This window comes from Thermohalobaculum sediminis (genome assembly GCF_023487995.1).
Classification (GTDB): Bacteria; Pseudomonadota; Alphaproteobacteria; order Rhodobacterales; family Rhodobacteraceae; genus Thermohalobaculum; species Thermohalobaculum sediminis.
The window spans coordinates 1-20,664 of the sequence record NZ_JAMFKN010000012.1; the positions used below are offsets into that span (position 1 = coordinate 1).

19 protein-coding genes, 1 tRNA gene and 4 pseudogenes are annotated in these 20,664 nt (G+C 66.6%); 19 read left to right on the forward strand and 5 right to left on the reverse strand.

The genetic code is table 11. The features are described 5' to 3' along the window. Positions 1-823 (forward strand): hypothetical protein (locus M1105_RS18565; RefSeq protein WP_249581879.1); only part of this gene is annotated, 823 nt, incomplete at its 5' end. 105 nt (positions 824-928) lie between these two features. Continuing rightward, positions 929-1,015, forward strand: a pseudogene (locus tag M1105_RS18570) (IS6 family transposase); the annotation flags it as partial. Positions 1,016-1,026: 11 nt separating this feature from the next. On the opposite strand, the gene M1105_RS18575 reads toward M1105_RS18570, so the two are convergent. Then, positions 1,027-2,607, reverse strand: a complete 1,581-nt coding sequence (locus tag M1105_RS18575; RefSeq protein ID WP_249581880.1) for an oleate hydratase — start codon at positions 2,605-2,607, stop codon at positions 1,027-1,029. Between the two features lie 305 nt (positions 2,608-2,912). Further along, positions 2,913-3,134: a hypothetical protein gene (locus M1105_RS18580; protein WP_249581881.1), complete on the reverse strand. Its 222-nt coding sequence runs from the start codon at positions 3,132-3,134 to the stop codon at positions 2,913-2,915. A 569-nt stretch (positions 3,135-3,703) separates the two neighbouring features. Between M1105_RS18580 and M1105_RS18585 the strand changes: the two are divergent. From M1105_RS18585 to M1105_RS18610, 6 genes and pseudogenes are all read left to right on the forward strand, one after another. Further along, a pseudogene (locus M1105_RS18585) lies at positions 3,704-3,904 on the forward strand (IS6 family transposase); the annotation flags it as partial. A 249-nt stretch (positions 3,905-4,153) separates the two neighbouring features. Then, complete coding sequence (locus M1105_RS18590; protein ID WP_249581943.1) at positions 4,154-5,356, forward strand: alginate export family protein; 1,203 nt, start codon at positions 4,154-4,156, stop codon at positions 5,354-5,356. A 253-nt stretch (positions 5,357-5,609) separates the two neighbouring features. Continuing rightward, positions 5,610-5,792 (forward strand): hypothetical protein, encoded by a 183-nt coding sequence (locus M1105_RS18595; protein WP_249581882.1) that lies wholly within the window; start codon positions 5,610-5,612, stop codon positions 5,790-5,792. 122 nt (positions 5,793-5,914) lie between these two features. After that, positions 5,915-6,622, forward strand: a complete 708-nt coding sequence (locus tag M1105_RS18600) for an IS6 family transposase (RefSeq protein ID WP_249581883.1) — start codon at positions 5,915-5,917, stop codon at positions 6,620-6,622. A gap of 130 nt (positions 6,623-6,752) precedes the next feature. Next, entirely contained in the window at positions 6,753-7,775 is a 1,023-nt protein-coding gene (locus M1105_RS18605; protein ID WP_249581884.1) for an IS110 family RNA-guided transposase, read from the forward strand. Positions 7,776-8,102: 327 nt separating this feature from the next. After that, entirely contained in the window at positions 8,103-9,134 is a 1,032-nt protein-coding gene (locus M1105_RS18610) for an IS110 family RNA-guided transposase (protein WP_249581885.1), read from the forward strand. 346 nt (positions 9,135-9,480) lie between these two features. Here the strand turns inward: M1105_RS18610 and M1105_RS18615 are convergent, their stop codons facing one another. Continuing rightward, positions 9,481-10,386, reverse strand: coding sequence for a LysR family transcriptional regulator (locus M1105_RS18615; protein WP_406600644.1), 906 nt, complete (start codon positions 10,384-10,386; stop codon positions 9,481-9,483). Positions 10,387-10,506: 120 nt separating this feature from the next. On the opposite strand from M1105_RS18615, the gene M1105_RS18620 reads away from it, so the two are divergent. The 7 genes and pseudogenes from M1105_RS18620 to M1105_RS18650 all read left to right on the forward strand — a co-directional run bounded on the left by M1105_RS18620 (position 10,507) and on the right by M1105_RS18650 (position 15,305). Then, entirely contained in the window at positions 10,507-11,376 is an 870-nt protein-coding gene (locus M1105_RS18620; protein ID WP_249581887.1) for a TauD/TfdA dioxygenase family protein, read from the forward strand. 13 nt (positions 11,377-11,389) lie between these two features. After that, complete coding sequence (locus M1105_RS18625) at positions 11,390-11,692, forward strand: YciI family protein (protein ID WP_249581888.1); 303 nt, start codon at positions 11,390-11,392, stop codon at positions 11,690-11,692. Further along, the gene (locus M1105_RS18630) at positions 11,689-12,597 is read left to right on the forward strand and encodes a polysaccharide deacetylase family protein (protein WP_249581889.1); all 909 of its coding nucleotides are present in this window, start codon (positions 11,689-11,691) and stop codon (positions 12,595-12,597) included. The genes M1105_RS18625 and M1105_RS18630 overlap by 4 nt, the downstream gene beginning before the upstream one ends. Continuing rightward, positions 12,597-13,556: an N-carbamoyl-D-amino-acid hydrolase gene (locus tag M1105_RS18635; RefSeq protein ID WP_249581890.1), complete on the forward strand. Its 960-nt coding sequence runs from the start codon at positions 12,597-12,599 to the stop codon at positions 13,554-13,556. The genes M1105_RS18630 and M1105_RS18635 overlap by 1 nt, the downstream gene beginning before the upstream one ends. Continuing rightward, positions 13,549-14,403 (forward strand): D-amino-acid transaminase, encoded by an 855-nt coding sequence (locus M1105_RS18640; protein ID WP_249581891.1) that lies wholly within the window; start codon positions 13,549-13,551, stop codon positions 14,401-14,403. The genes M1105_RS18635 and M1105_RS18640 overlap by 8 nt, the downstream gene beginning before the upstream one ends. Before the next feature lie 141 nt (positions 14,404-14,544). Beyond that, a pseudogene (locus M1105_RS18645) lies at positions 14,545-14,683 on the forward strand (IS6 family transposase); the annotation flags it as partial. 181 nt (positions 14,684-14,864) lie between these two features. Continuing rightward, positions 14,865-15,305: a DUF3299 domain-containing protein gene (locus tag M1105_RS18650; protein ID WP_249581892.1), complete on the forward strand. Its 441-nt coding sequence runs from the start codon at positions 14,865-14,867 to the stop codon at positions 15,303-15,305. Positions 15,306-15,431: 126 nt separating this feature from the next. Here M1105_RS18650 and M1105_RS21035 read toward each other — a convergent pair. After that, a pseudogene (locus M1105_RS21035) lies at positions 15,432-15,589 on the reverse strand (IS6 family transposase); the annotation flags it as partial. A gap of 210 nt (positions 15,590-15,799) precedes the next feature. Beyond that, a tRNA-Ser gene (locus M1105_RS18660) sits at positions 15,800-15,887 on the reverse strand. 131 nt (positions 15,888-16,018) lie between these two features. On the opposite strand from M1105_RS18660, the gene M1105_RS18665 reads away from it, so the two are divergent. From M1105_RS18665 to M1105_RS18680, 4 genes are read left to right on the forward strand one after another with little or no spacing between them, the layout of a single operon-like run. After that, entirely contained in the window at positions 16,019-17,620 is a 1,602-nt protein-coding gene (locus M1105_RS18665) for an SPOR domain-containing protein (RefSeq protein WP_249581893.1), read from the forward strand. Between the two features lie 53 nt (positions 17,621-17,673). After that, on the forward strand, positions 17,674-18,837 hold the full coding sequence (locus M1105_RS18670) for a D-alanyl-D-alanine carboxypeptidase family protein (protein ID WP_249581894.1): 1,164 nt from the start codon (positions 17,674-17,676) through the stop codon (positions 18,835-18,837). Positions 18,838-18,844: 7 nt separating this feature from the next. Next, positions 18,845-19,519: a dTMP kinase gene (gene tmk, locus M1105_RS18675; RefSeq protein WP_249581895.1), complete on the forward strand. Its 675-nt coding sequence runs from the start codon at positions 18,845-18,847 to the stop codon at positions 19,517-19,519. Continuing rightward, positions 19,516-20,664, forward strand: a complete 1,149-nt coding sequence (locus tag M1105_RS18680) for a DNA polymerase III subunit delta' (RefSeq protein ID WP_249581896.1) — start codon at positions 19,516-19,518, stop codon at positions 20,662-20,664. The genes tmk and M1105_RS18680 overlap by 4 nt, the downstream gene beginning before the upstream one ends.

Sequence of the window (20,664 nt, forward strand, 5' to 3'; positions counted from 1 at the left end):
TTGTGGTGCTTGTTCGCCATTCTCGATCCTCCTCTGCTTCATCATAGAGGTGGACCAAATCGTCTGGGGAGGCTCAATGCGAAGCGAACTCTTCGCATTTCACCGAGGCGTCATCGACCAGTCCGATCATGCGCCATCTGAACAGAGCCTTAAGAAACTCTGCGAGGCGAAAGTTCGGCACGCACCCACCGGCGCGTCCGGATATCTAGCGTTTGCAGGCTTCAGGAAAGGCGACGCGGCTTTGGCGATTATGACAAGCGACAGTACTGGCGACGTGCGCCGCCGGATCTGGCTGAGGCCTCGTTTCGTCGACAAGAAAAATCCCCCGCCTGGCTTTGATCTGCTTACGCTCGACTGGGGCTATGTGTTTGATCGAAATGGTGATGGCCGGGTCGATTACTTCGCCTTCCTAATCGGTCCGATGAGTATTGCACCCAGAGGTGACGAGGCGCTTAGGTTTGCCAATAGATTCTGGGAGGTCATCGACAGCGACTTTAATGGCGAGGCGGACTCTTTGATCGTTCCAGCAATTCGCGAGTCAGATGGAGGCGTCGAAGGCGCCATGCTCCTTGAAGGCATCGCGAAGTCGGGCGAACCATCCGCGTGTTGCTGGGGAGGCGAAAGTGGTTCGGCCGACATCAAGGACTGTCGTCCCACTGCAAGAGGCTGTCGCTCGCTCGACAATTCACTGACGGCAGCGTCTGATCGCTTCCCACCTGCCGCCATTGCCTTTGTCATGTCTCAGCTGCCGCTGGTAAATTCCGCTGCCGCAGAGTGCAACCTCAAGCCGCCAGCCATTCCAAGAGGGCCGCGCCGTTACTAACTGCGTTGGCAAAGCAAGCGGGATCGACAACTTCCGGCAATCATTTTTGGCTCTGTCAAGGAAACCCGGCTTGAGGGGCGAGACCAGGCACCCTACCCTCGCCGAATGAGCAGACACCACCCCTTCCGGTACTTCAAGACGTGCCCCGAGATCATCCGCCTGGCGGTCGTGATGTATGGCCGTCTGCCTCTGCGCGCCACTGGCTAGCTTGAGAACAGGACCATGGCCGCCCTGAGGAGTGCGCCAGGGTCGCGGTCGCTGCGCACAACGGGCGGCGGGGCTGCAACCGATCCGGTCAGCCGGTGCACCGCCGTCCAGGCCGAGCGCACGGAATACTCCACCGTGAAGACGCAGTCGCGCGACAGCTCGCAGAACTGGCCGATCACGGCGAAGTTCTCGGCGCCGCGCGGGATCACCGGCGGCCGATCGCCCGTCTGCCGCGGCATGAACTGGCTGGTGATGAATGGCATCCGGCAGGGGATGACTTTTGCTTCGCCGAAGAACTCCGCGTGCTGTTCCTCTGTCAGCCGAAGCTGATGGGCGAGTTCCTTGAGGATGTCCCCGCCGGTCGCCTGCGCCATCGGTTTGGCGATCACGTCGCCGTGTCGGTCGCCACGCAGGCCGTAGCCCCAGAACACTGGTCTACCGGCGGATTGCCCACGGAAATGCGGTTGGTGCAACATTACGATCGACATGAGCCAGCCGGAGTCCGCGAAGGTGACCAGACCGCCGGTACCCGTGCGGTTGCTGCTGAAATCCTCCATGAAGGTCACGAAAGCCGGCGAGGCCAGCGTGACCGTGAATGAGGTCCAGGAGGTCCGGTCCGGATGACCAGCAAAGGCCTCTGGCCGTCCCAGCCCCTCGTGGCGGGCGGCAAGCTGCCGCCACAGGTCGAAGCCGGGCGACGGGGTGTCCTCCAAGGGCGGCGGGGCGTCGCGGTCGCCGGTCACGGTGGCGTCGGTCATCGAGCCAAGGGTCAGATAGACCCGGTCTTCGGGGGCGATCTTGATGACATCGCCAGTGGACAGATGTAGTTGCGTCACCCGCCGTCCGTCCCTGTCACCCTCGATGGTCACATCGGCCACGCTGCTGGCAGTTCTCACCTCCACCCCGTGCCCAAAGAGCCACGCGAGGATCGGCGCGACGATTGAGTCGTACTGATTGTAGCGCGTTCGCAGGATGCCCTCGATCCTCGCAAGGCCCGGAAACAGGTGCAAGAAGCGCCGCATGTAGCGCCGCATCTCGGCCACCGAATGCCAAGGCTGAAACGAGAACATGGTAGACCACATGATCCAGAAGTTCGTGCCGAAGAAGTCGCGGGCGAACCAGTCCTCGATGCTGCGCCCCTCGAGCCGCCCTTCGGGCATCAGGAGGAGGCGGTTGAGCGCCACGATCTCTTCCGCGCCGAGGCCGAGGCTGTAGCGGTCCTCGGCCTTTTGACCGTCGCGCACGATGCGGCACTCTGCCCGGCCTGGTACCATGCGGTTGAAGGCCATGATGTCGTCCCTGACCGAGAACGCGGAATCATCGGGCGCCGGGATCCCGGACAGCAGGTCCAGGGTGCAGACGAAGTTCGGCTCGAACATGCGCCCGCCCCGGGTAAGATAGCCCATCTCGGCATCCCCGGACCCGTCAAGGCTGCCCCCCGCCGTACCCCGATGTTCGACGATCGTGATCCGGTCACCCGGCACACCGCCGTCGCGGACCAGAAGCACGGCCGCCGACAGGGCGGCGATCCCGCCTCCGACCATGTAGTGCCGCCCAGTTGCTCCGGTGGGTTGCATCGGCCGTCCTCCTACTCATGGCGCTCCATCCCGCCGGGCGCGGTCTCTAACCTTGCTAATGACCGAATGCACCTTTTACCGTCTGCCCGACTTGTTCGAGGTCAACGCGTAGTCCTGACGTCCCTCCGATCCTGCGATTACCGATGCGCATTTCTGTCGTTGGGACATGGCACTGGCTGGCCTCCAATCGCGGCCCGCTAAGTGGCCGGGTTCTTATCCTGGGCTTCTATTCCGAAATGGGAGCGGCTCCCGCAGCAGTGGGGTGGCGATCCGGGAGCCGTACTGATCATCGGATGCGGAGAGAATCATCCGTGATCGAGTGCATCGGCGACCTCTCGAAGCTTCGCCGTCGTGAACCGTCTGGGCATGCCGAGACGGTCCGCCTCTTCGGCAGATGCGATGGCAATGACACTGACAAGCTGGGTCGGGGAAAGCCTTCTCCCCACATCGGAACTGGCGAAATCCTTCACCATCTCAAAGGCACTCGACACGGCGCGGTCAATCTCGCGCATCTCTGCGTGACGCATACGGAACCTCTACGCTACATACTCGGTCCGGGATACCCATCTCGAACTGATTCAGAATGACACACAATTGCGGCGGATTACCAACACACGTTCGAATTGTGCGAGGGTGTGGCCGGACAGCATGCCGAGCAAGGCACTTATCGCTCATGATTTTGGGCGCAGGCGTTCGCCAACTCCCCATAGCTAGGCCCTCTATGCTCAAGTCCACGCTTTAGGAGCCGCAACGAACATAGCGGCGACAACTGGTGGTCTGCTCGATCATCACCCCGAGGTTGAAGAATCAGGGCTATCGTCCAAGACGCAACGAGGACATCTGAGCCTTCGGGCCGTGACGTGCCGAGCGCGTAAGCGGACCATCGTCAACCAGATCGCGAGCGGAGCGGCCAACCCGTCTTGTCGCTCACATGACTGCTCTCGCCTCGCCCTTCCGTGAATGTCGTCGGCTTTTCATCCTTGGCGCCCGAGAAGCGCAACGAGCTGCTCGACGGGGCACTCGGGCCCGTTATCCGATCGGCCCTGTCAGAAGGATCGTCCTTGAGCTGGGCCGGGCGTGTTCGTAGCGTTTCGGGATGAGCAAATTGAACCCGTTCAAGGGCTTCCAAAGCAGCCCAGCGATCATCCCCATGGCCGTGATGGTGTATATCCGGTTCCCTCTCTCGCTCAGGAACGTCGATGACCTCCTGCATGAGCGCGGCATCGATGTCAGCCACGAGACGATCCGGTTCTGGTGGCATCGCTTCGGGCCAATCTTCGCGGCCGAGATCAGGCGCATTTCCGATCGGATTTGGCGCGCCAGACGCGTGATCTTCCGGTGCATGCATGCAACGAGCCCGCTCACGCTTTGCTGCATGCTTGCAGCGCCGCCGCTCGCGTTGTCTGCTGCCCATGCTGGCGAGGCGTGCCATGTCGCGGTGGGCAAGCTGCGCTACGACGACGATATCGCGTGCTTCCGAGACCCGGCGAACCGTGATGGTCTTCTCGGCGCGATCAAGTTCATCTCCTTCGATGACGCGGGGCGGATGTTTCTCAGCCTCGGCGGCGGCGTCCGCCAGCGCTACGAATACACTCAGGACCCGCTGTTCGGCGCCGGTCCGCAAGACGAGGCGGGTGTCTGGCTGCAACGTTACACGATTCACGGCGACCTGCACCTCGGACCCCATCTCCGGATCTTCGGCGAGCTTTCGAGCGGCCTCGAGACGGGGCGCGAAGGCGGGCCGAGCCCCGTCGATGAAAACCGGCTCGCGCTGCAGAACGGATTGGTCGATCTTTCCGTCGCGCCAACCGACGCGTCGGACCTGACCCTACGCATCGGCCGGCAGGAACTCCGCTACGGTGCGAGCCGACTCATCGACGCGCGTGATGGGCAAAACGTGCGCCGCACCTTCGATGCGGCTCGCACGATCCTCGAGGTTCCTGATTGGCGCATCGATGGCTTCGCCGGCTCGCCACGCGCGACTCGGCCGGGAGTATTCGACGACGCATGGAACGACGATCAGATCCTGTGGGGCGTCTATGCGACCGGAGCCTCCGAACGCCTCCCTGCTGGCGCGCTCGATCTTTACTATCTCGGCTTTCACGATGATGCGGCGGCCTACGTGCAGGGCACGGCGGAGGAGGAGCGTCACACAGTTGGCGCCCGCTTCTGGGGCGCAATCGGTGCGTGGGACTGGGACTGGGAGGCCGTCTACCAGTTCGGATCCTTCGGCCGGGGCGACATCGCCGCATGGTTCGTCGCTTCGGACACTGGATTTAGACTCGCGGATGTCCCGTGGCGACCCCGCGTTGCCCTGAGCGCCAACATAGCCAGTGGCGATGCGGACCCGTCCGATCCCGATCTCGGGACCTTCAACCCGCTCTTCCCGAGGGGCGACCTCTTCTCCGAGGCTCCCATCCTGGGGCCGCGCAATTTCTTCAACTTCCGCCCATTTCTGATCATCCATCCGACCGACAGATGGTCTCTGACAACCGATGTGAACTTCTTCTGGCGGATGAAGACCAAGGACGGCGTCTACTCGCCGGGCGGGCAGATCGTTCGGGCGCCGAACGGCAGCGGCGAGCGCTTTGTTGGGTCTGCCATATCCATGAAATCAAGCTACGAGATCGTCGAAGACCTGGCCTTCACAGCGAAGTACACACACTTCTTCGCCGGTGATTTCATCCGAGCGACCGGCCCCGCAAACGACACCGACTTCGTGGAACTGACTCTTGAGTGGTGGTTCTGAGGGTGCGAGCGGCGGAGGCTCGTGGAGGGCGAATTGGTCAGAGCAAGCCGGATGGGCCTGTTAGAAGAACTCGGCTTGAGGCGGGATGCCGGCCTCCCTACCCTCGTGGCATGACCACACCCAATCCATTTCGCTACTTCAAGACGTCACCCGAAATCTTCCGCCTGGCGATCATGATGATGGGGTGGACGCCCCCCGGCGGCATCGATGTGCCAGGGTAGGTGTTGTTGAGCACCTATGAGAGGAGGCGTCCGTGAGCGAGGTTACTGTAATTGGTCTGGATATCGCGAAGAATGTCTTTCAGGCGCATGGGGCAGACGCGCAAGGTCAGCAGCTGTTCAGCCGCCGAATTACGCGCGGGAAAGTGCTGGAGTTCTTTGAGCATCAGCCCAGATGTCTGGTGGCGCTCGAGGCTTGCGGCGGCGCTCATCACTAGGCGCGCGAACTGACGCGGATGGGCCATGAGGTATTGGCAAGTTAACGGCGCTTTCGCGCAAAGTGGACACTGTCAGAAACTTCCGGCTTGAGCCAGACGGGGCGGGTTCATAGCGTCCCGGGATGAGCAAATCGAACCCGTTCAAGGGCTTCCAAAGCAGCCCGGAGATCATACGCCTGGCCGTGATGATGTATATTCGCTTCCCGCTCTCGCTGCGGAACGTCGAAGACTTTCTGCATGAGCGCGGCGTCGACGTGAGCCACGAGACAATCCGTTTCTGGTGGCATCGGTTCGGCCCAATCTTCGCGGCCAAGATCCGGCGAAAGCGCGCCGACCGGATGCGTGCTTTCTCGAACTGGCGCTGGCACGTGGACGAGGTGTTCGTGAAGATCAGCGGAGAGCGGCATTACCGTTGGCGGGCTGTCGACCATGAGGGCGAGGTTCTCGAGGCCGTCGTCACGAAACGTCGGAACAAGATGGCGGCATTGAAATTCCTCCGGAAATTGATGCGCAGATACGGCCGGCCGGATGAGATCGTTACCGATCGCCTGCCGTCGTGCCGCGCAGCGCTGCGCGAGCTTGGTGGGTCGGATATTCAGTCTACCGGGCGCTGGTTGAACAACCGTGTTGAGAACTCACACCTGCCACTTCGACGACGGGAACGAGCGATCCTCCGCTTCCGGCGGATACGAAGTTTGCAGAAGCTCGCCGCTGTCCACGCCTCCGTCTCGAACCACTTCAATCAGGAACGCAGCCTTTCAAGCCGGCACATGTTCAAGGTCAACAGAACCGCCGCACTCGAGGAGTGGCGCAAGCTCGGCGCAGCCTGAAGGCCGACGTTGACAGCCAATCTGAGACTGGTTCGCATTGGTCTGATGGTGTGGACGGCTCCACCCCGCCGGCATCGCATTGTGCCAAGTTGGTGCTGTGTGAACGCCAACAAAGGAAGGAGGCGACCACATGGAGATTACAACACTCGGGATCGATCTGGCCAAGTCTGTCTTCCAGCTACATGGCGTTGATCGGAATGGCACCATTGTGCTGCAGAAGAAGGTTCGGCGAGGCGCGCTGCTCGCCGTTCTGGGCCAGCTTGAGCCCTGCCTGATCGGCATAGAATCCTGTCCGACGTCACACTTCTGGGCGCGGGAAATTGCGGCGCTTGGCCACGAGGTCCGGCTAATTCCGCCGGCTTACGTGAAGCCCTACGTGAAGCGGCAGAAGAACGACGCGGCGGATGCCGAGGCGATCTGTGAAGCCGTGACCCGTCCGAACATGCGCTTCGTGCCGGTGAAGACCGAGGAGCAGCAGAGTATCCTGGCCCTGCACCGGTCACGCGATCTGCTGATGCGCCAGAGAACCATGATCCTCAATGCCATCCGTGCTCACCTGGCCGAGTTCGGGATCATCGCCGCGCAGGGTCCGCGGAAGGTGGCCGAGCTTGTGCGGCGCCTGAGCGATCCGGATGATCTGTGTCTCCCGGAGGTCGCCCGATCCGCCCTTCTGGCCTTAGGGGCTCAGCTTGAGAGCCTGGCCGAAGAGATCAGCAACCTCGAGCGACAGCTGATGAGCTGGCACCGAAAGAGCTTCGCAAGCCAGCGGCTCGAGACGATCCCCGTCGTCGGCGTTATCACCGCCACGGCGCTCGCCGCCAGCGTGCCTGATCCTTCCGTCTTTCGGTCCGGCCGACAGTTCGCGGCCTGGCTCGGGCTCGTCCCCCGACAGAACTCATCGGGCGGCAAGGAGCGACTGGGACCGGTCTCCAAGATGGGCAATGGCTATCTGCGCCGCCTGCTCGTCGTCGGCGCCACCTCGGTGACACGAAGAGCGCCAACCATCAACACCCGAACCGGCGCCTGGGTGCGATCGCTCCTCGAACGCAAGCCACCCCGGCTCGTCACCGTCGCGATCGCCAACAAGACCGCTCGGACCGCATGGGCGCTGCTGATCCGGGGTGAAAGCTACAAGGCCCCGACCGCGGCCTGAGATTAGACTAGGAAACGCGGCACCGCAGGCCGCCGCGACAGGATGCAAGGACAGACGTGAGTGATGATGATCGAACGGGACCGCTGCCGGGACACCCCGAGGTGCTGTCAGGGCGTCGAAGCTCGGTGGTCTGATTGGGACCCTGCACGCGGACTTCATTAGGGCCAGCGGTCGAGTGCGCCGCGTGAACAGGCCGGACACATGACCGCTCCCCGCTGCGATCGACACTCACTCAACCGAACCCTTGCACAACCGGAGCCAATGGTATGGACCCCGCCGCCACCGGAGGGGAGCTTTCGAACGTCGGCTGCGAAGAAGGAGGAATTCATGCAGATCGTTCGGATTGGTCTCGACCTGGCGAAGTACGTCTACGAGGTTCATGGCGTTGATGCTGAGGAGCAGGTCGTTCTGCGCAAGACGTTGCGCCGCGACGCGGTCGCCACGTTCTTCGCCGATCTGCCTCCGTGTCTCGTGGGCATGGAGGCCTGCAGCGGCGCTCACTACTGGGCCAAAGTGCTGTCCGATCTCGGGCATGAGGTGCGCCTCATGTCTCCGCAGTTCGTGACGACCTACGTGAAATCGAACAAGAGCGACCGCAACGATGCCGAGGCAATCTGCGAGGCGGTCGGCCGACCGTCCATGCGGTTCGTACCGCAGAAGTCGGGCGACCAGCTCGCGCTGCAGGCGGTGCATCGCATCCGCCAGCGCCTGGTGTCCGACCGGACGCGGCTGGTGAACCAGATCCGCGGGCTGCTGGCCGAGCACGGCATCGCGATCGCGCGCGACATTTCCCGCCTGAGGAGCGCCCTCACGAAAATCGTCAATGGCGACGACGCTGGTCTCGGTGCTCTGATGCGCGACCTCGTACGCGAAATACGCGAGGAGCTCGCCGACCTCGACCGGCGCATTGCCTCCTACAACCGGCGGCTCAGGGAGTTCTTCCGCACGGACGAGATGTGCCGGCGCATCGGCAGGATCGAGGGCATCGGCCCGGTCACGGCGACCGCGCTGGTCGCGTCGGTAGGAGATCGGACCTGCTTCAAGAACGGCCGAGAGTTCGCGGCTTGGCTCGGGCTCGTCCCGCGGCAGAGATCGAGCGGCGGCAAGGCGAGGCTGCTGGGGATCTCCAAGCGCGGCGACCGCTACATCCGGACGCTGATGATCCACGGCGCCCGGGCCGTCCTCGGAAAGGCCGGCAGCAAACAGGATGCGCGGAGCCAATGGATCGGGCGGATGCGCGAGCGGCGGCATCCGAACGTCGTGGCCGTCGCGCTCGCCAACAAGAACGCCAGGATCGTATGGTCGGTCCTGGCGAGCGGCAACGCGTACCAGCCCGCCCGGACGGCCCTGGCGGCCTGATGACTGCACCGAGAATATAGAAAAGGGAGGGCTCGCCCCCAGAGACATTGCAGCAAACTGGCAGGGGATGGAGAAAGGGTCACGGCCCGTCGCTTCGTGAGCCTGATGTGTGGACCGGCACGGCGAAAGCCGATGTCTCGGAGGCATTGAGGACGGAGCGCGCGGAAACCCATCGGGGCTTGCGGCGACGATCTATCGGGCCGCTCAGAGAGGCCGGATATACGTCAGAAATCGTGACACCCGACCACAACCAGCCAAACCGTTGCAATGAGGCGGGGTCCATATACGTCCACACATGACAGTGCCCGTGCCGATCCGAGGCCACGGCCCGCCGGGGCTCCGGCCGTCATGAGCTTGCCCGCTCGAACCATGCCGGCATCGCTTCCGCGACACGCCGCACCGGCGCGTCGGCAGCGAGCCCGGATGCGATGCGCGCCGACCATCGGATCGGGATGCCCTGCCCGGCCAGCGGCGTTGCGACGAGCGAGCCCGCCGCGAGCTCGCGGGTCACGCCCCACCGGCTGAGGATCGACACGCCCGCGCGGGCCTTGATGAGTTCGCAGACCGCATCGACCGAGCCGAGGTTTCGCTTGCGCACCGGCATCGTGCCATCGGCGGACCAGAGCCGCTCCGACTCGAAGCCGGCGCGCGCCTCGAGCGAATAGGTGAGGTAGGTCTCGGCGTCGAAATCCGCGGCCCTCACGCTCGCCCGACCGTCGAACCGATGGCCCGGCCAGACGATCGCGGCGAGGTCGTCGTCGAAGAGCGCGATCGCGTCGGCGGGCGACGCGTCCCGCGCTGCAGGGACGAGCGCGATGTCGAGCCGCCCCTCGGCAAGCTGGCGAAGCGTCGACGCCATGGTGCCGGGCTCGATCTCGATCTCGATATCCGGGTGCTGCACCGTGAAGACCGCGAGGAAGCCCGGCAGCCAGTGATAGGCGTTGTAGTCGCAGACCGCGAGACGCACGATGTGACGGACGCCCTGCGACGATGCCGCGGCGGCGCGCTCGGCAAGCTCGATCCGGTCGATCACGTGCTCGGCCGTCTCGGTGAGGATCTCGGCCGCGGCAGACGGGCGCAACTGCCGGCCAACCTTCGCGAAGAGGATGACGCCCAGACGCCGCTCCGCCTCGCGCAGCCGGTGGGTCAGAGCCGATTGCGTGAGGCCCAGCCTCTCGGCGGCCGCGCTCAGCGTCCTCGCCTCGCGGATGGCGACAAGCATCTGCAGATGGGCAAGAGAGAGCGCCGGCATATTGATGCAGAACTTTCAAGTTATCGGTGAATTATTGAAATTGGTTTCAGGCGCGGTCAAGCGATAGCGTCATGAGATCCGATCGGGGAGAAGGTCTCCGATCTCGTGAAGAGGCCGCCCATGTTCTCCACCATTGCTCTGCATCCCGATTTCGGTGTCGAGGTCCACGGCGTCGATCTCGCGACACTCGACCGCGAGGCGTTCGGCGCAATCCGCGCGCTCTTCGAGGAGCACTCGCTCCTCCTCTTCCGCGGGCAAGAACTCGACGAGGCGAGCCATCGCCGGGTCGCCGAGCTCTTCGGCCCGCTCGAGGACCTGCGCGGCGCGGTCATAGGCACGCCGGTCGAGCGGCCGATGGTCTCGAACCGGTCGGCGACCGGCGCGCTGGTCGGCGACCCGGAGATGCGACTTCTCGATCTCAAGGCCAACTTCCTCTGGCATGCGGACAGCACCTTCCTGCCGACGCCCGCGATCTCGAACGTGCTGGTGGGCTATGTCATCCCGCCCTCGGGCGGGGGCGCGACCGAGGTCGTCTCGACCCGGGCGGGGTGGGAACGGCTCCCGCAGGCGCTGCGCGAGCGGGTGCGCGACAAGGTCTTCATCCATCGCTTCTCGCATTCGCGCAGCCTCGTCGACCCGCGGCTCGGCGCGCTGCCGCATTACACGAAATACCCCGACACGCCCTGGCGCGCGGTCTGGACCAACCCGGTCAACGGGCGCGAGGCACTGCTCTTCGGCGCCCATGTCGCGGGCGTCGCGGGGATGGACCAGGCCGAGGGAGCCGCGCTGATCGACGAGCTCATGGCCGCCTTGACGGCGCGCGACGCCATCTATTCCCATGACTGGCGGCCGGGCGACGTTCTCGTCTGGGACCAGCGCGCGACGCTCCACCGCGGGACGCCTTGGAACTATGACGAGGAAAGGACGCTCGCGAGCTTCGTCTCCTCGGCGGTCGAGGCGGACGGCATCGAGAGCGTGCGGGTGCACTGAGAGGGAAAGACGAATGGCCTGGCTGATCGTCAGCAACGACAACGAATATGGCCCGCGCATCCGGGCGGACCAGGCGGTCATGGACGCGCACTGGGCCTACGAGCTCGCCAACACCGACGTGATCCTCTGCGCGGGCAGCCTGCGCACGGATGACGGGAATACCAAGACCGGCAGCGTGCTGCTGCTCGACCTCCCGACGCGCGCGGATGCCGAGGCCTTCTTCGCGAACGACCCGGCGACCAAGGCCGGCATGCGGGGCGAGACCGAGATCCGCTGGCTGAATGTCGCGATCCTCGACCGCGAGGAGCAGCCGTGACCGGGCCGACGCGCGACCTCATCGGCTACGCGGACGCGCCACCGCCGGCGGACTGGCCGGGCGGAGCGAGGGTCGCGGTCAACTTCTGCATCAATTTCGAGGAGGGCGGCGAGCGCTCGATCCTCGAGGGCGACGCGCAATCCGAGACGCGGATCTCGGACGTCGTCGTGCCTCCGGTGATCGGCGGGCGCGACCTCAATATCGAGCATTCCTACGAATACGGATCGCGGGTCGGCTATTGGCGCCTCCTGCGGGCCTTCATGGAGCGCGGGCTGCCCGCCACCGTCAACCTCGTCGGCCGGGCGGGAGAGCTGACGCCGCAGCCCCTGCAAGCCATGATCGACGCGGGCTTCGACCTCCATCCCCACGGCTGGCGGTGGATCGACTATGCAAAGCTCTCGCGCGCCGAGGAGGCCGCGATGATCGCGAAATCCATCGCCCAGGTCGAACGCCTGACCGGCGAGCGGCCGCTCGGCTATTACGCGGGCCTTCCCTCGATCAACACCTACGCGCTCGCGGCCGAGGCGGGGTTCCTCTATTCCTCGGACGTCTACAACGACGACCTGCCCTACTGGTCGCCCGACCATCCGAGGCTTCTGATGATCCCCTACTCGCTCGACACGAACGACAGCCGCTTTGCCCGCGACGGAGGTGGCTACGTGCTGGGGGAACAGTTCACGCGCTATGTCTGCGACACTTTCGACCAGCTCTATGCCGAGGGGGGCGAGCGGCCGGCGATGATGTCGGTCGGGCTCCACGCGCGCCTGATCGGGCGGCCGGGGCGGATCGGGGCGCTGCACCGGATCCTCGACCACATCGCGGGCCACGACCGTGTCTGGATCGCCCGGCGCGACGACATCGCGCGCCACTGGCAGGCGCGTCATCCCGACGAAAGGGCTCGCTGATGGAAGCGCTCGTGACCGGCGTGGCCCAGATGGGGCCGATCCAGAAGATCGACAGCCGCGCTGCGGTCGTGAGGCGGATGCTCGCGCTCCTCGCCGAGGCGAAGGCGCGCGGCTGCCGGTTCGTGGTCTTCCCCGAGCTTGCGCTCACCACCTTCTTCCCCCGCTGGGTCTACGAGCCGGGCGAGCCTGCGCTCGACGCCTGGTTCGAGGACGCCATGCCGGGCCCCGAGACCCGGCCTCTGTTCGATGCCGCGGCGGCGGCCGGGATCGGCTTCTACCTCGGCTATGCCGAGAAGGCCGGAAACCGCCGCTTCAACACCGCGATCCTTGTCGACGGGACAGGTCGGATCGTCGGCAAGTATCGCAAGGTCCACCTTCCGGGCCATGCCGAGCCCGACCCGAGCCGCCTCGGCGAGCATCTCGAGAAGCGATACTTCCATGTGGGCGACCTCGGCTTCCCGGTCTTCGAGACCATGGGCGCGAAGATCGGCATGTGCATCTGCAACGACCGCCGCTGGCCCGAGACATACCGCGTCATGGGATTGCAGGGGGTGGAACTGATTGCCCTCGGCTACAACACGCCGACCGGCCTCGGCGAGCCCTACCAGGCTGCGGCGCAGGCCAACATGCACAACGAGCTTTCGCTGCGCGCGGGCGCCTATCAGAACGCTACCTGGGTCGCCGCGGCGGCGAAATGCGGGGTCGAGGGCGGCTACCCGATGATCGGCCAGTCGATGATCGTATCGCCCCTTGGCGAGGTCGTCGCCATGGCCGCGACGCTGGAAGACGAACTCATCACCGCACGCTGCGACATGAAGCTGGCAGCCTATGCCCGGACCGAGATCTTCAACTTCGCGCGCCACCGCCGGCCGGAGGCCTATGCGCTTATCACGGACAGGGTGGGCGCGGGCGAACCGGTCGTGCCATCGCGCGCGCAGATGGGCCTCGACGATGCCTGAGACCGTCTATCTCAACGGGAGGTTCCTGCACGCGGCCGAAGCGAAGGTCTCGGTCTTCGACCGCGGCCTTCTCTTCGCCGATGCGATCTACGAGGTCTGCGGGGTGATCGACGGCAAGCTGATCGACTTTCCGGGCCACATGGCGCGGCTAGACCGCTCTCTCAGCGAAATGGGGATGACCTGTCCGCTCGACCACGACGGCATCCTCGATGTGATGCGCCGCCTCGTCGCGGCCGAAGGTGTGACCGAGGGCCTCGTCTACATGCAGTTCACCCGTGGCAGCTCTGGCGACCGCGACTTTCTGCCCAGCGGGGAGGAGGCACCCACCGTCTTCGGCTTCGCCCAGCACAAGTCCGAAGCCTTCCGCGCCGAGATCGAGAACGGCATTCATATGGTCTCGGCCCCCGATCAGCGCTGGCGGAGGCGCGACATCAAGACCGTGGGGCTTATGGGCAGCGTCTTCGCCAAGATGGCCGCGCGCGATGCCGGTGGCCAAGAGGCCCTGCTCCACGAGGACGGGATCGTGACCGAGGGTGCCGCGACGAGCTTCTTCTTCGTCCGCGACGGCCGGCTGGTCACGCGCCCCCTGTCGGACTCCATCCTGCACGGATGCACCCGTAAGGCGCTGATCGCGCTCGTCGCCGAGCATGGCCTCGCGGTCGATGAACGGCTCTTCACGCTCGCCGAGGCAAAGGCGGCGGAAGAGGCCTTCCTCACCGGCGCCTCGACCTATGTCTGCCCGGTTCTGTCGATCGACGCGGCGACATTCGGCGACGGCCGTCCGGGATCTCTGACCCGCCGACTTCAGACGATCTATGTCGATCTCGCCCGCGAGAGCGCGATCTAACTCGTGAATGCACCCGGATGGTGATGGCACCCGGCCGACATGCCGTCGGTGCCCTTTCCACGCCGCCCGAGGAGCTGTCGGAGCGGCAATGTCAAAGGAACTTGGCTTGAGGCGGAATAGCCGCCTCCCTGCCCTCGTGGCATGAGCAAACCCAACCCCTTCCGCTACTTCAAAACGTCACCCGAGATCATCCGCCTGGCGGTCATGCTCTACGTCCGCTTCCCGCTGTCGCTGCGGAATGTTGAAGACCTGCTGCACGAGCGCGGCATCGACATCAGCCACGAGACGATCCGGTTCTGGTGGCAGAGGTTCGGGCCGATGTTCGCGGCGGAAATCCGAAAGCGACGGATCGAGGGCATGCGCTCGAGCCGCTGGCGATGGCATCTCGATGAGATGTTCGGGCACTGTCAGATTAACCGGCGGGGGCCATCTTTCCCCTCCCTCGCTTGTGCGAGAGGACCATGAAACGCCTAGCTGTAAAGCAAAAAGCTTTCCAGAACGCCGCCAGCCAACCTCTCCAAGCCAGCGTCAGGCTATCAGATCAGTTTAATTTGACAATGCCGCGCCGACTTGCCGCCACCGCGGTGAACGAGGCGCTGATCGGTCAGGAGATCCGCATTCCCGGATATGTCCTGCCGCTCGAGATGAAGGACGGCAAGGCAGTGGAGTTCCTGCTCGTTCCCACGGTCGGCGCCTGCATCCACACGCCCCCGCCGCCCGCCAACCAGCTGATCCACGTGGTCCATCCCGACGGCGTCGAAATCAGGGGCCTCTATGACCCCGTCTGGGTCACCGGAGTCATGGAGTCCGACCAGTCGGTGCAGGACGTTCGCTACGCCGACGGACAGGCAGAGGTCGCCGTCAGCTATGCGATGCGTTCCGCTTCGGTCGTGCCATATTGACAGTGGCGTTCGGTTTCATGGACGGAACAGTGCTATCGATGCATGGCCGTCGGAAGCCCAAAAGTGGCTAGGCGGTGCTGGCAGACGAATGCGAACCAGTCTCAATTCTGCCGGGGAAGAGGTCTTTCAAGCAACGCCGAGTTGACGCCACTCGGCAAGTGCGGCGGCGCGGCGCGGCTCGGCTTGAAGACGTCCCTGCGGGAAAGGCTGCGTTCCCGGTTGGAGTGATTGTGGACGGAGGCATAAACGGCGGCGAAGATCTGCAGACTTCGTACCAGCCGGAAGCCTAGCGTGACCGGTTGCCGTCGCTTCAAGAACGAAAAGAACAAAATTCTCCTCACGACAAGTGGCCCGATCATTCGCAGATAGTGGGTCGGTCAGCGGGAATCGCTACGGGAGTGGGCGATGCTGATCTGCGACGTGGATCGAAGTGTGGATCGATCCTTATGATTTATAATTTTTTCTTTTAAAATCAAATATTTATATTATTTATGTGGCGGAAGGGGTGGGATTCGAACCCACGGAACCTCTCGGTTCAACGGTTTTCAAGACCGCCGCAATCGACCGCTCTGCCACCCTTCCATACGTCGAGCGACTTAACCTCTCCCCGCCGGGCCGGGCAAGAGGCTGCCAAGGCCGGCGGGATCCTTTCAAAGCGAGGGGGCGTTGGCTAGACTGGCGGCAAAACGGAGAGGCAGGCGGGAAAATCCGGAATGGCGGTTCGGGCGTCGGACTCGGCGGGTGCGATGCGGCGGCTGATACCCGCCATCCTGTCGGCGGGGCTTGCGGGGTGCGTGCCGCCGCCGGATGCGCCCGGCGCCGGATCCGGCGCGGGCGGGGGACCACGACCCGCGCAGGCCGCACCCGCGTCAGATGCCGATCAGGCGATCGACAGCGCGCTTGCCGCGGCCGCCGAGCAATCTCGATCCGAGAGCGCACCCGCCAGCACCCCGCCCCCCCAAACGGCCGAGGCGAGCGCCGGAGGGCCCGCGCCCGACCTCTCCGCCGTGCCTGCCTTGCCGGAGGATGGCGACGCCATCGCCGCGATGGCGAGCGACGAAGGCCCGGACGCGGAGCTTGCTGCCACCGATAATCCTGATGGCCCCGTTCCGCCCAATCCGGACGCGGCCCGCCTCCCGGAGGAGCCGGCGGCCGTGGAGCCGGCGCAGGGGGGCGACCTCGCCGCCTTGACGGAGTCCCCGGCGACGCCCGGGACGCCCGAGCCCACCAAAGCCACCGCCGTGTCTCTGGGCGGGAGCGCCACGCCGGAGCAGCCGCCCGCCCTGCCCCAGGTCGATCCGGCGCTCTATGCAGGCACGTTCGACGGACGGCTCGACAGCCGCCTCGAACTCGCGCCGGACCAGTTCGCCGCCCAGTCCGAGGCGCGCTGGAACGGCGCGCGGACGCTCGCCGGCATCTGGGTCGCGCATTCGGCGGCGCCCCGGACGATGAGGGCGCGCATCTTCAACCTCTCGAACGGGCAGGCTGCGGACGGCGCGCTCTACAGCCGCGAGGGCATGTCCCCGGATGCGCCGCTCCAGGTCTCGTCCGAGGCGGCTCAGGCGCTGGAAATGCGGGTGAACCGCCCTGCCGACCTCGTGATCGTGGCGCTGCGCCGGCCCGACCTGCCGGAAACGCAAGGCGAGCCCGTCCCGGTCGTGGCGCTCGAGATCGACGTCCCCGGCGACGACGTCGCGACGTCGGACACGCCGGAGGCAGCGGCACCGGGGCCGGATGCGGCGACCGGAAGCGACGCGGACGCGCAGGCAAGCCCCGAAGCCCGGCGCGAGCAGGCCGAGACCGGAACCGCGCAGCCGCCCGTGGGGGTCGACACCCCTGCCCCGCCTGCGCCCCCGCCGACCGATCCCGGCAGCGACGCCATGCCGGATGTCGCCACGCCGGTCGCCGAGCCCCCAGCCGATACCAAACCCCAGGAATCCCCGGCAAATGATGCGCGCAGCGATGGCCCGGAGACCGACGTCCCCGCCGCGCCCGCATCCGACCGCGCCGGCGTGCGGGACGCGGCGTCGGTCGCGGCGGACGATGCCGGCCCGGCCTGGTCGGAGGACGGCGCTGATCCCGCGGCCGGGGGATTCATCCAGGTGGGCATCTTCGGCGTGCCCGAGAACAGCACCCGCCTGATCGCGCGGCTGGCGAACGCCGACATCCCCGCCGAGGGCATTCCGCTGCAGCGACAGAACCGGGCGCTGACGCGGGTGCTCGCCGGCCCCTTTGGCAGCGAGGCCGAACGTGATAGGGCCCTGAGAATGATCGAGGACATGGGCATCCGCGACGCCCGCCTGGTGAGCGAATGAGACCCGGCGCGGCGGGCACCGCGGCGATGCGGGCAGGACGAGGAGAGCGGACGATGAAACAGGCGATGACCGCGGCCCGGATCTTCATGGCGGTGGCGGCGATGCTGGTCGGACTCGCGTCGGCGGCGCGGGCCGAGACCCAGACCACGCCCGCCCGCGCCGCGGTGCTGATCGACATGACCTCGGGCGCCGTGCTGCTCGACAAGAACGCCGACGAGCCGCTGCCGCCGGCCTCAATGTCCAAGCTGATGACGCTCTACATGGTCTTCGAGGCGATCGAGGCGGGCCGGCTCTCGCCCGACGACTCGTTCCGCACCTCGGCGCATGCTGCCTCGTTCGGCGGCTCGAAGATGTTCATCCGCGAGGGCGAGGTCGTCCGCATCGAGGACCTGCTGCGCGGCGTGATCGTGCAGTCGGGCAACGACGCCGCAGTCGCGCTGGCCGAGGCGCTGGCCGGGAGCGAGACCGCCTTCGCCGCGCTGATGAACAAGCGCGCGCCCGAACTCGGCCTCACCGCGTCGCATTTCGCGAACGCGACCGGCTGGCCCGACCCCGAGCACTACATGAGCGCGCATGACCTCGCGCTGCTGGGCATACGGATCATCGAGGACTTCCCGCAGTTCTACCCGATGTTCGCCGAGACCGAGTTCACCTGGGACGGCATCGCCCAGAAGAACCGCAACCCGCTGCTTGCCGCCGGCATCGGCGCCGACGGGCTCAAGACCGGCCATACCGAGGAGGCGGGCTATGGCCTCGTCGCCTCTGCCAAGCGGGGAGAGCGGCGGCTGATGCTGGTCGTGACCGGGCTCGAGAGCATGGCCCAGCGCCAGCGAGAGACCGAGCGACTGATGAACTGGGCCTTCCGCGCCTTCGACACGCGCACGCTGTTCGCCGCCGGCACGCCGGTGGCCGAGGCCGAGGTCTGGATCGGCCAGCGCAAGCGCGTCCCCCTCGCGCCCGCCCGCGATGTCGTGGTGACGGCGCCGCTCGGCGCGATCGAGGGCGCGCGCCTCACCGTCCATTACGACGGCCCGGTGCCCGCGCCGATCGAGGCGGGGACGCCGGTCGGCCGGATCGAGATCGCCATCCCCGACATGCCCGTGCAGGCGGTGCCGCTGGTCGCCGCCGAAAGCGTGGCGCCCGGCGGCTTCCTGAGCCGCATCGAGGCGGCGGCGGCCCTGCTGATGCGCCGCGCCCTTGGCGCCGCGCAAGGCTGAGGGGCGGATGCGCGCCGGCACGGCCGATCGCGGCGGGCGCGGCCTGTTCGTCACCCTCGAGGGGATCGACGGCACGGGCAAGTCGACGCAGGCCCGCCTCCTCGCCGAGCGCCTGCGGGCTCTGGGGCGCGAGGTCGTCGTGACGCGCGAGCCCGGCGGCGCGCCGGGCGCCGAGGAAATCCGCCGCCTGCTGGTCGAGGGCGATCCCGCCCGGTGGTCGCCCGAGACCGAGATCCTGCTGTTCACCGCCGCCCGGCGCGACCATGTCGAGCGCGTGATCCGCCCGGCGCTGGCGCGCGGGGCAATCGTCGTCTGCGACCGCTTCGCCGATTCGACCCGCGCCTACCAGGGCGTCGCCGGCGCGGCGGGGCGCGATCTGGTGGATCGGCTCCACGCGCTCGCAATCGGGATCGAGCCCGACCTCACGCTGGTGCTCGACCTTCCGCCGGACGCCGCCATCGCGCGGGCGGCAAGCCGGGCGGTCGGCGCCCCCGGCCCGCGGGAGGACCGTTTCGAACGCAAGGGCGCGGCCTTCCAGGCGCGCCTCGCCGCCGCCTTCCGCGAGATCGCCGCAGGTGCGCCCGAACGCTGCCGCGTGATCGGCGCGGACGCAGCACCCGACGAGGTCGCCGCGCGGATATGGGCCGAGGTTGCGCCGCTTGCCGGGGCGCCCGCGCCATGACCGACACGCCGCCCGAGCCAGACCGGGTCGCGGGATACCCGCATCCGCGCGAGAGTCCCCGGCTGGTCGGACAGGCCCCCGCCGAGCGGAGCTTCCTCGAGGCCTGGCGCGCCGGGCGGCTGCATCACGCCTGGCTGCTGCGCGGCCCGCGCGGGGTGGGCAAGGCGACGCTCGCCTACCGCATCGCCCGCGCGCTGATCGCGGCCCCCGCCGACGAACCCGCAGGCGGGCTGTTCGGCGACGCCACGGCAGGTGGCGCGGCGGTCCCCGAAACGCTCGACATCCCGGACGGATGCCCGGTGATGACGCGCATCCGGGCGGGTGCCGAGCCGCGCCTTGCCGTGCTTCGCCGCGGCCTCAACGACCGGGGGCGGCCGAACACAGTCATCCGCGTGGACGAGGTGCGCGACCTGCGCCGCTTCCTCGGGCTCAGCGCGGCCGATGGCGGCTGGCGCGCGGTGATCGTGGACGCCGCCGACGAGATGAACGTGCAGGCGCAGAACGCGATCCTGAAGATGCTCGAGGAGCCCCCTGCCCGCACTGCCTTCCTCATGGTCTCGCATTCGCCAGCCGCGCTCTTGCCCACGATCCGCTCGCGCTGCCGCACGCTCGACCTTGGGCCGCTCGCGCCGTCCGACCTCGCACTGGCGCTCGCGGCCGCGGGCGCTCCGGTCGACGAGGCCGAGCATGGGGCGCTTGCCGCGCTCGCCGGCGGCTCGGTCGGCGCGGCGCTGCGGCTGATCGAGGGTGAGGGGCTCGATCTCTGCCAGCGCCTCGTTGCCAGCCTCGCGGGGGGCTCCGGGGTCGACCGGGCCGCCATGATCGCGCTGGCCGAGACGCTGGGCGCACGGGGCGCCGAGGCGCGCTACGCGCTCGCGCTCGACCTGATCCTGATCGTCGCCGGACGGCTCGCGCGCCACGCGGCCGGCCTGCCGATCGACATCGAGGTGGCGCGGGGCGAGGCCGCGCTCGCCGCCCGCGTCGCGCAGCATCCCGCGCAGGCGGCCCTCTGGGCCGATGCGGCCAGCCGCATCGCCGCAAACGCCGCGCATGCCCGCGCGGTCAATCTTGACCCCGCCCAGACCATCATGGATACCTTGCTCGACCTCGACGAGACCCTGGCCCGCGCCCGCGCGGCCGCGTGA

Bases quoted from the DNA above. Each gene is read 5' to 3' on its own strand.
- M1105_RS18640 (WP_249581891.1), top strand. From the start codon at position 13,549: ATGCCTGAGACCGTCTATCTCAACGGGAGGTTCCTGCACGCGGCCGAA.
- tmk (WP_249581895.1), top strand. From the start codon at position 18,845: ATGCGCGCCGGCACGGCCGATCGCGGCGGGCGCGGCCTGTTCGTCACC.
- M1105_RS18600 (WP_249581883.1), top strand. From the start codon at position 5,915: ATGAGCAAATCGAACCCGTTCAAGGGCTTCCAAAGCAGCCCGGAGATC.
- M1105_RS18605 (WP_249581884.1), top strand. From the start codon at position 6,753: ATGGAGATTACAACACTCGGGATCGATCTGGCCAAGTCTGTCTTCCAG.
- M1105_RS18580 (WP_249581881.1), bottom strand. From the start codon at position 3,134: ATGCGTCACGCAGAGATGCGCGAGATTGACCGCGCCGTGTCGAGTGCC.
- M1105_RS18615 (WP_406600644.1), bottom strand. From the start codon at position 10,386: ATGCCGGCGCTCTCTCTTGCCCATCTGCAGATGCTTGTCGCCATCCGC.
- M1105_RS18575 (WP_249581880.1), bottom strand. From the start codon at position 2,607: ATGCAACCCACCGGAGCAACTGGGCGGCACTACATGGTCGGAGGCGGG.
- M1105_RS18670 (WP_249581894.1), top strand. From the start codon at position 17,674: ATGAAACAGGCGATGACCGCGGCCCGGATCTTCATGGCGGTGGCGGCG.
- M1105_RS18680 (WP_249581896.1), top strand. From the start codon at position 19,516: ATGACCGACACGCCGCCCGAGCCAGACCGGGTCGCGGGATACCCGCAT.
- M1105_RS18650 (WP_249581892.1), top strand. From the start codon at position 14,865: ATGAAACGCCTAGCTGTAAAGCAAAAAGCTTTCCAGAACGCCGCCAGC.
- M1105_RS18610 (WP_249581885.1), top strand. From the start codon at position 8,103: ATGCAGATCGTTCGGATTGGTCTCGACCTGGCGAAGTACGTCTACGAG.
- M1105_RS18635 (WP_249581890.1), top strand. From the start codon at position 12,597: ATGGAAGCGCTCGTGACCGGCGTGGCCCAGATGGGGCCGATCCAGAAG.
- M1105_RS18620 (WP_249581887.1), top strand. From the start codon at position 10,507: ATGTTCTCCACCATTGCTCTGCATCCCGATTTCGGTGTCGAGGTCCAC.
- M1105_RS18625 (WP_249581888.1), top strand. From the start codon at position 11,390: ATGGCCTGGCTGATCGTCAGCAACGACAACGAATATGGCCCGCGCATC.
- M1105_RS18665 (WP_249581893.1), top strand. From the start codon at position 16,019: ATGGCGGTTCGGGCGTCGGACTCGGCGGGTGCGATGCGGCGGCTGATA.
- M1105_RS18590 (WP_249581943.1), top strand. From the start codon at position 4,154: ATGTTTCTCAGCCTCGGCGGCGGCGTCCGCCAGCGCTACGAATACACT.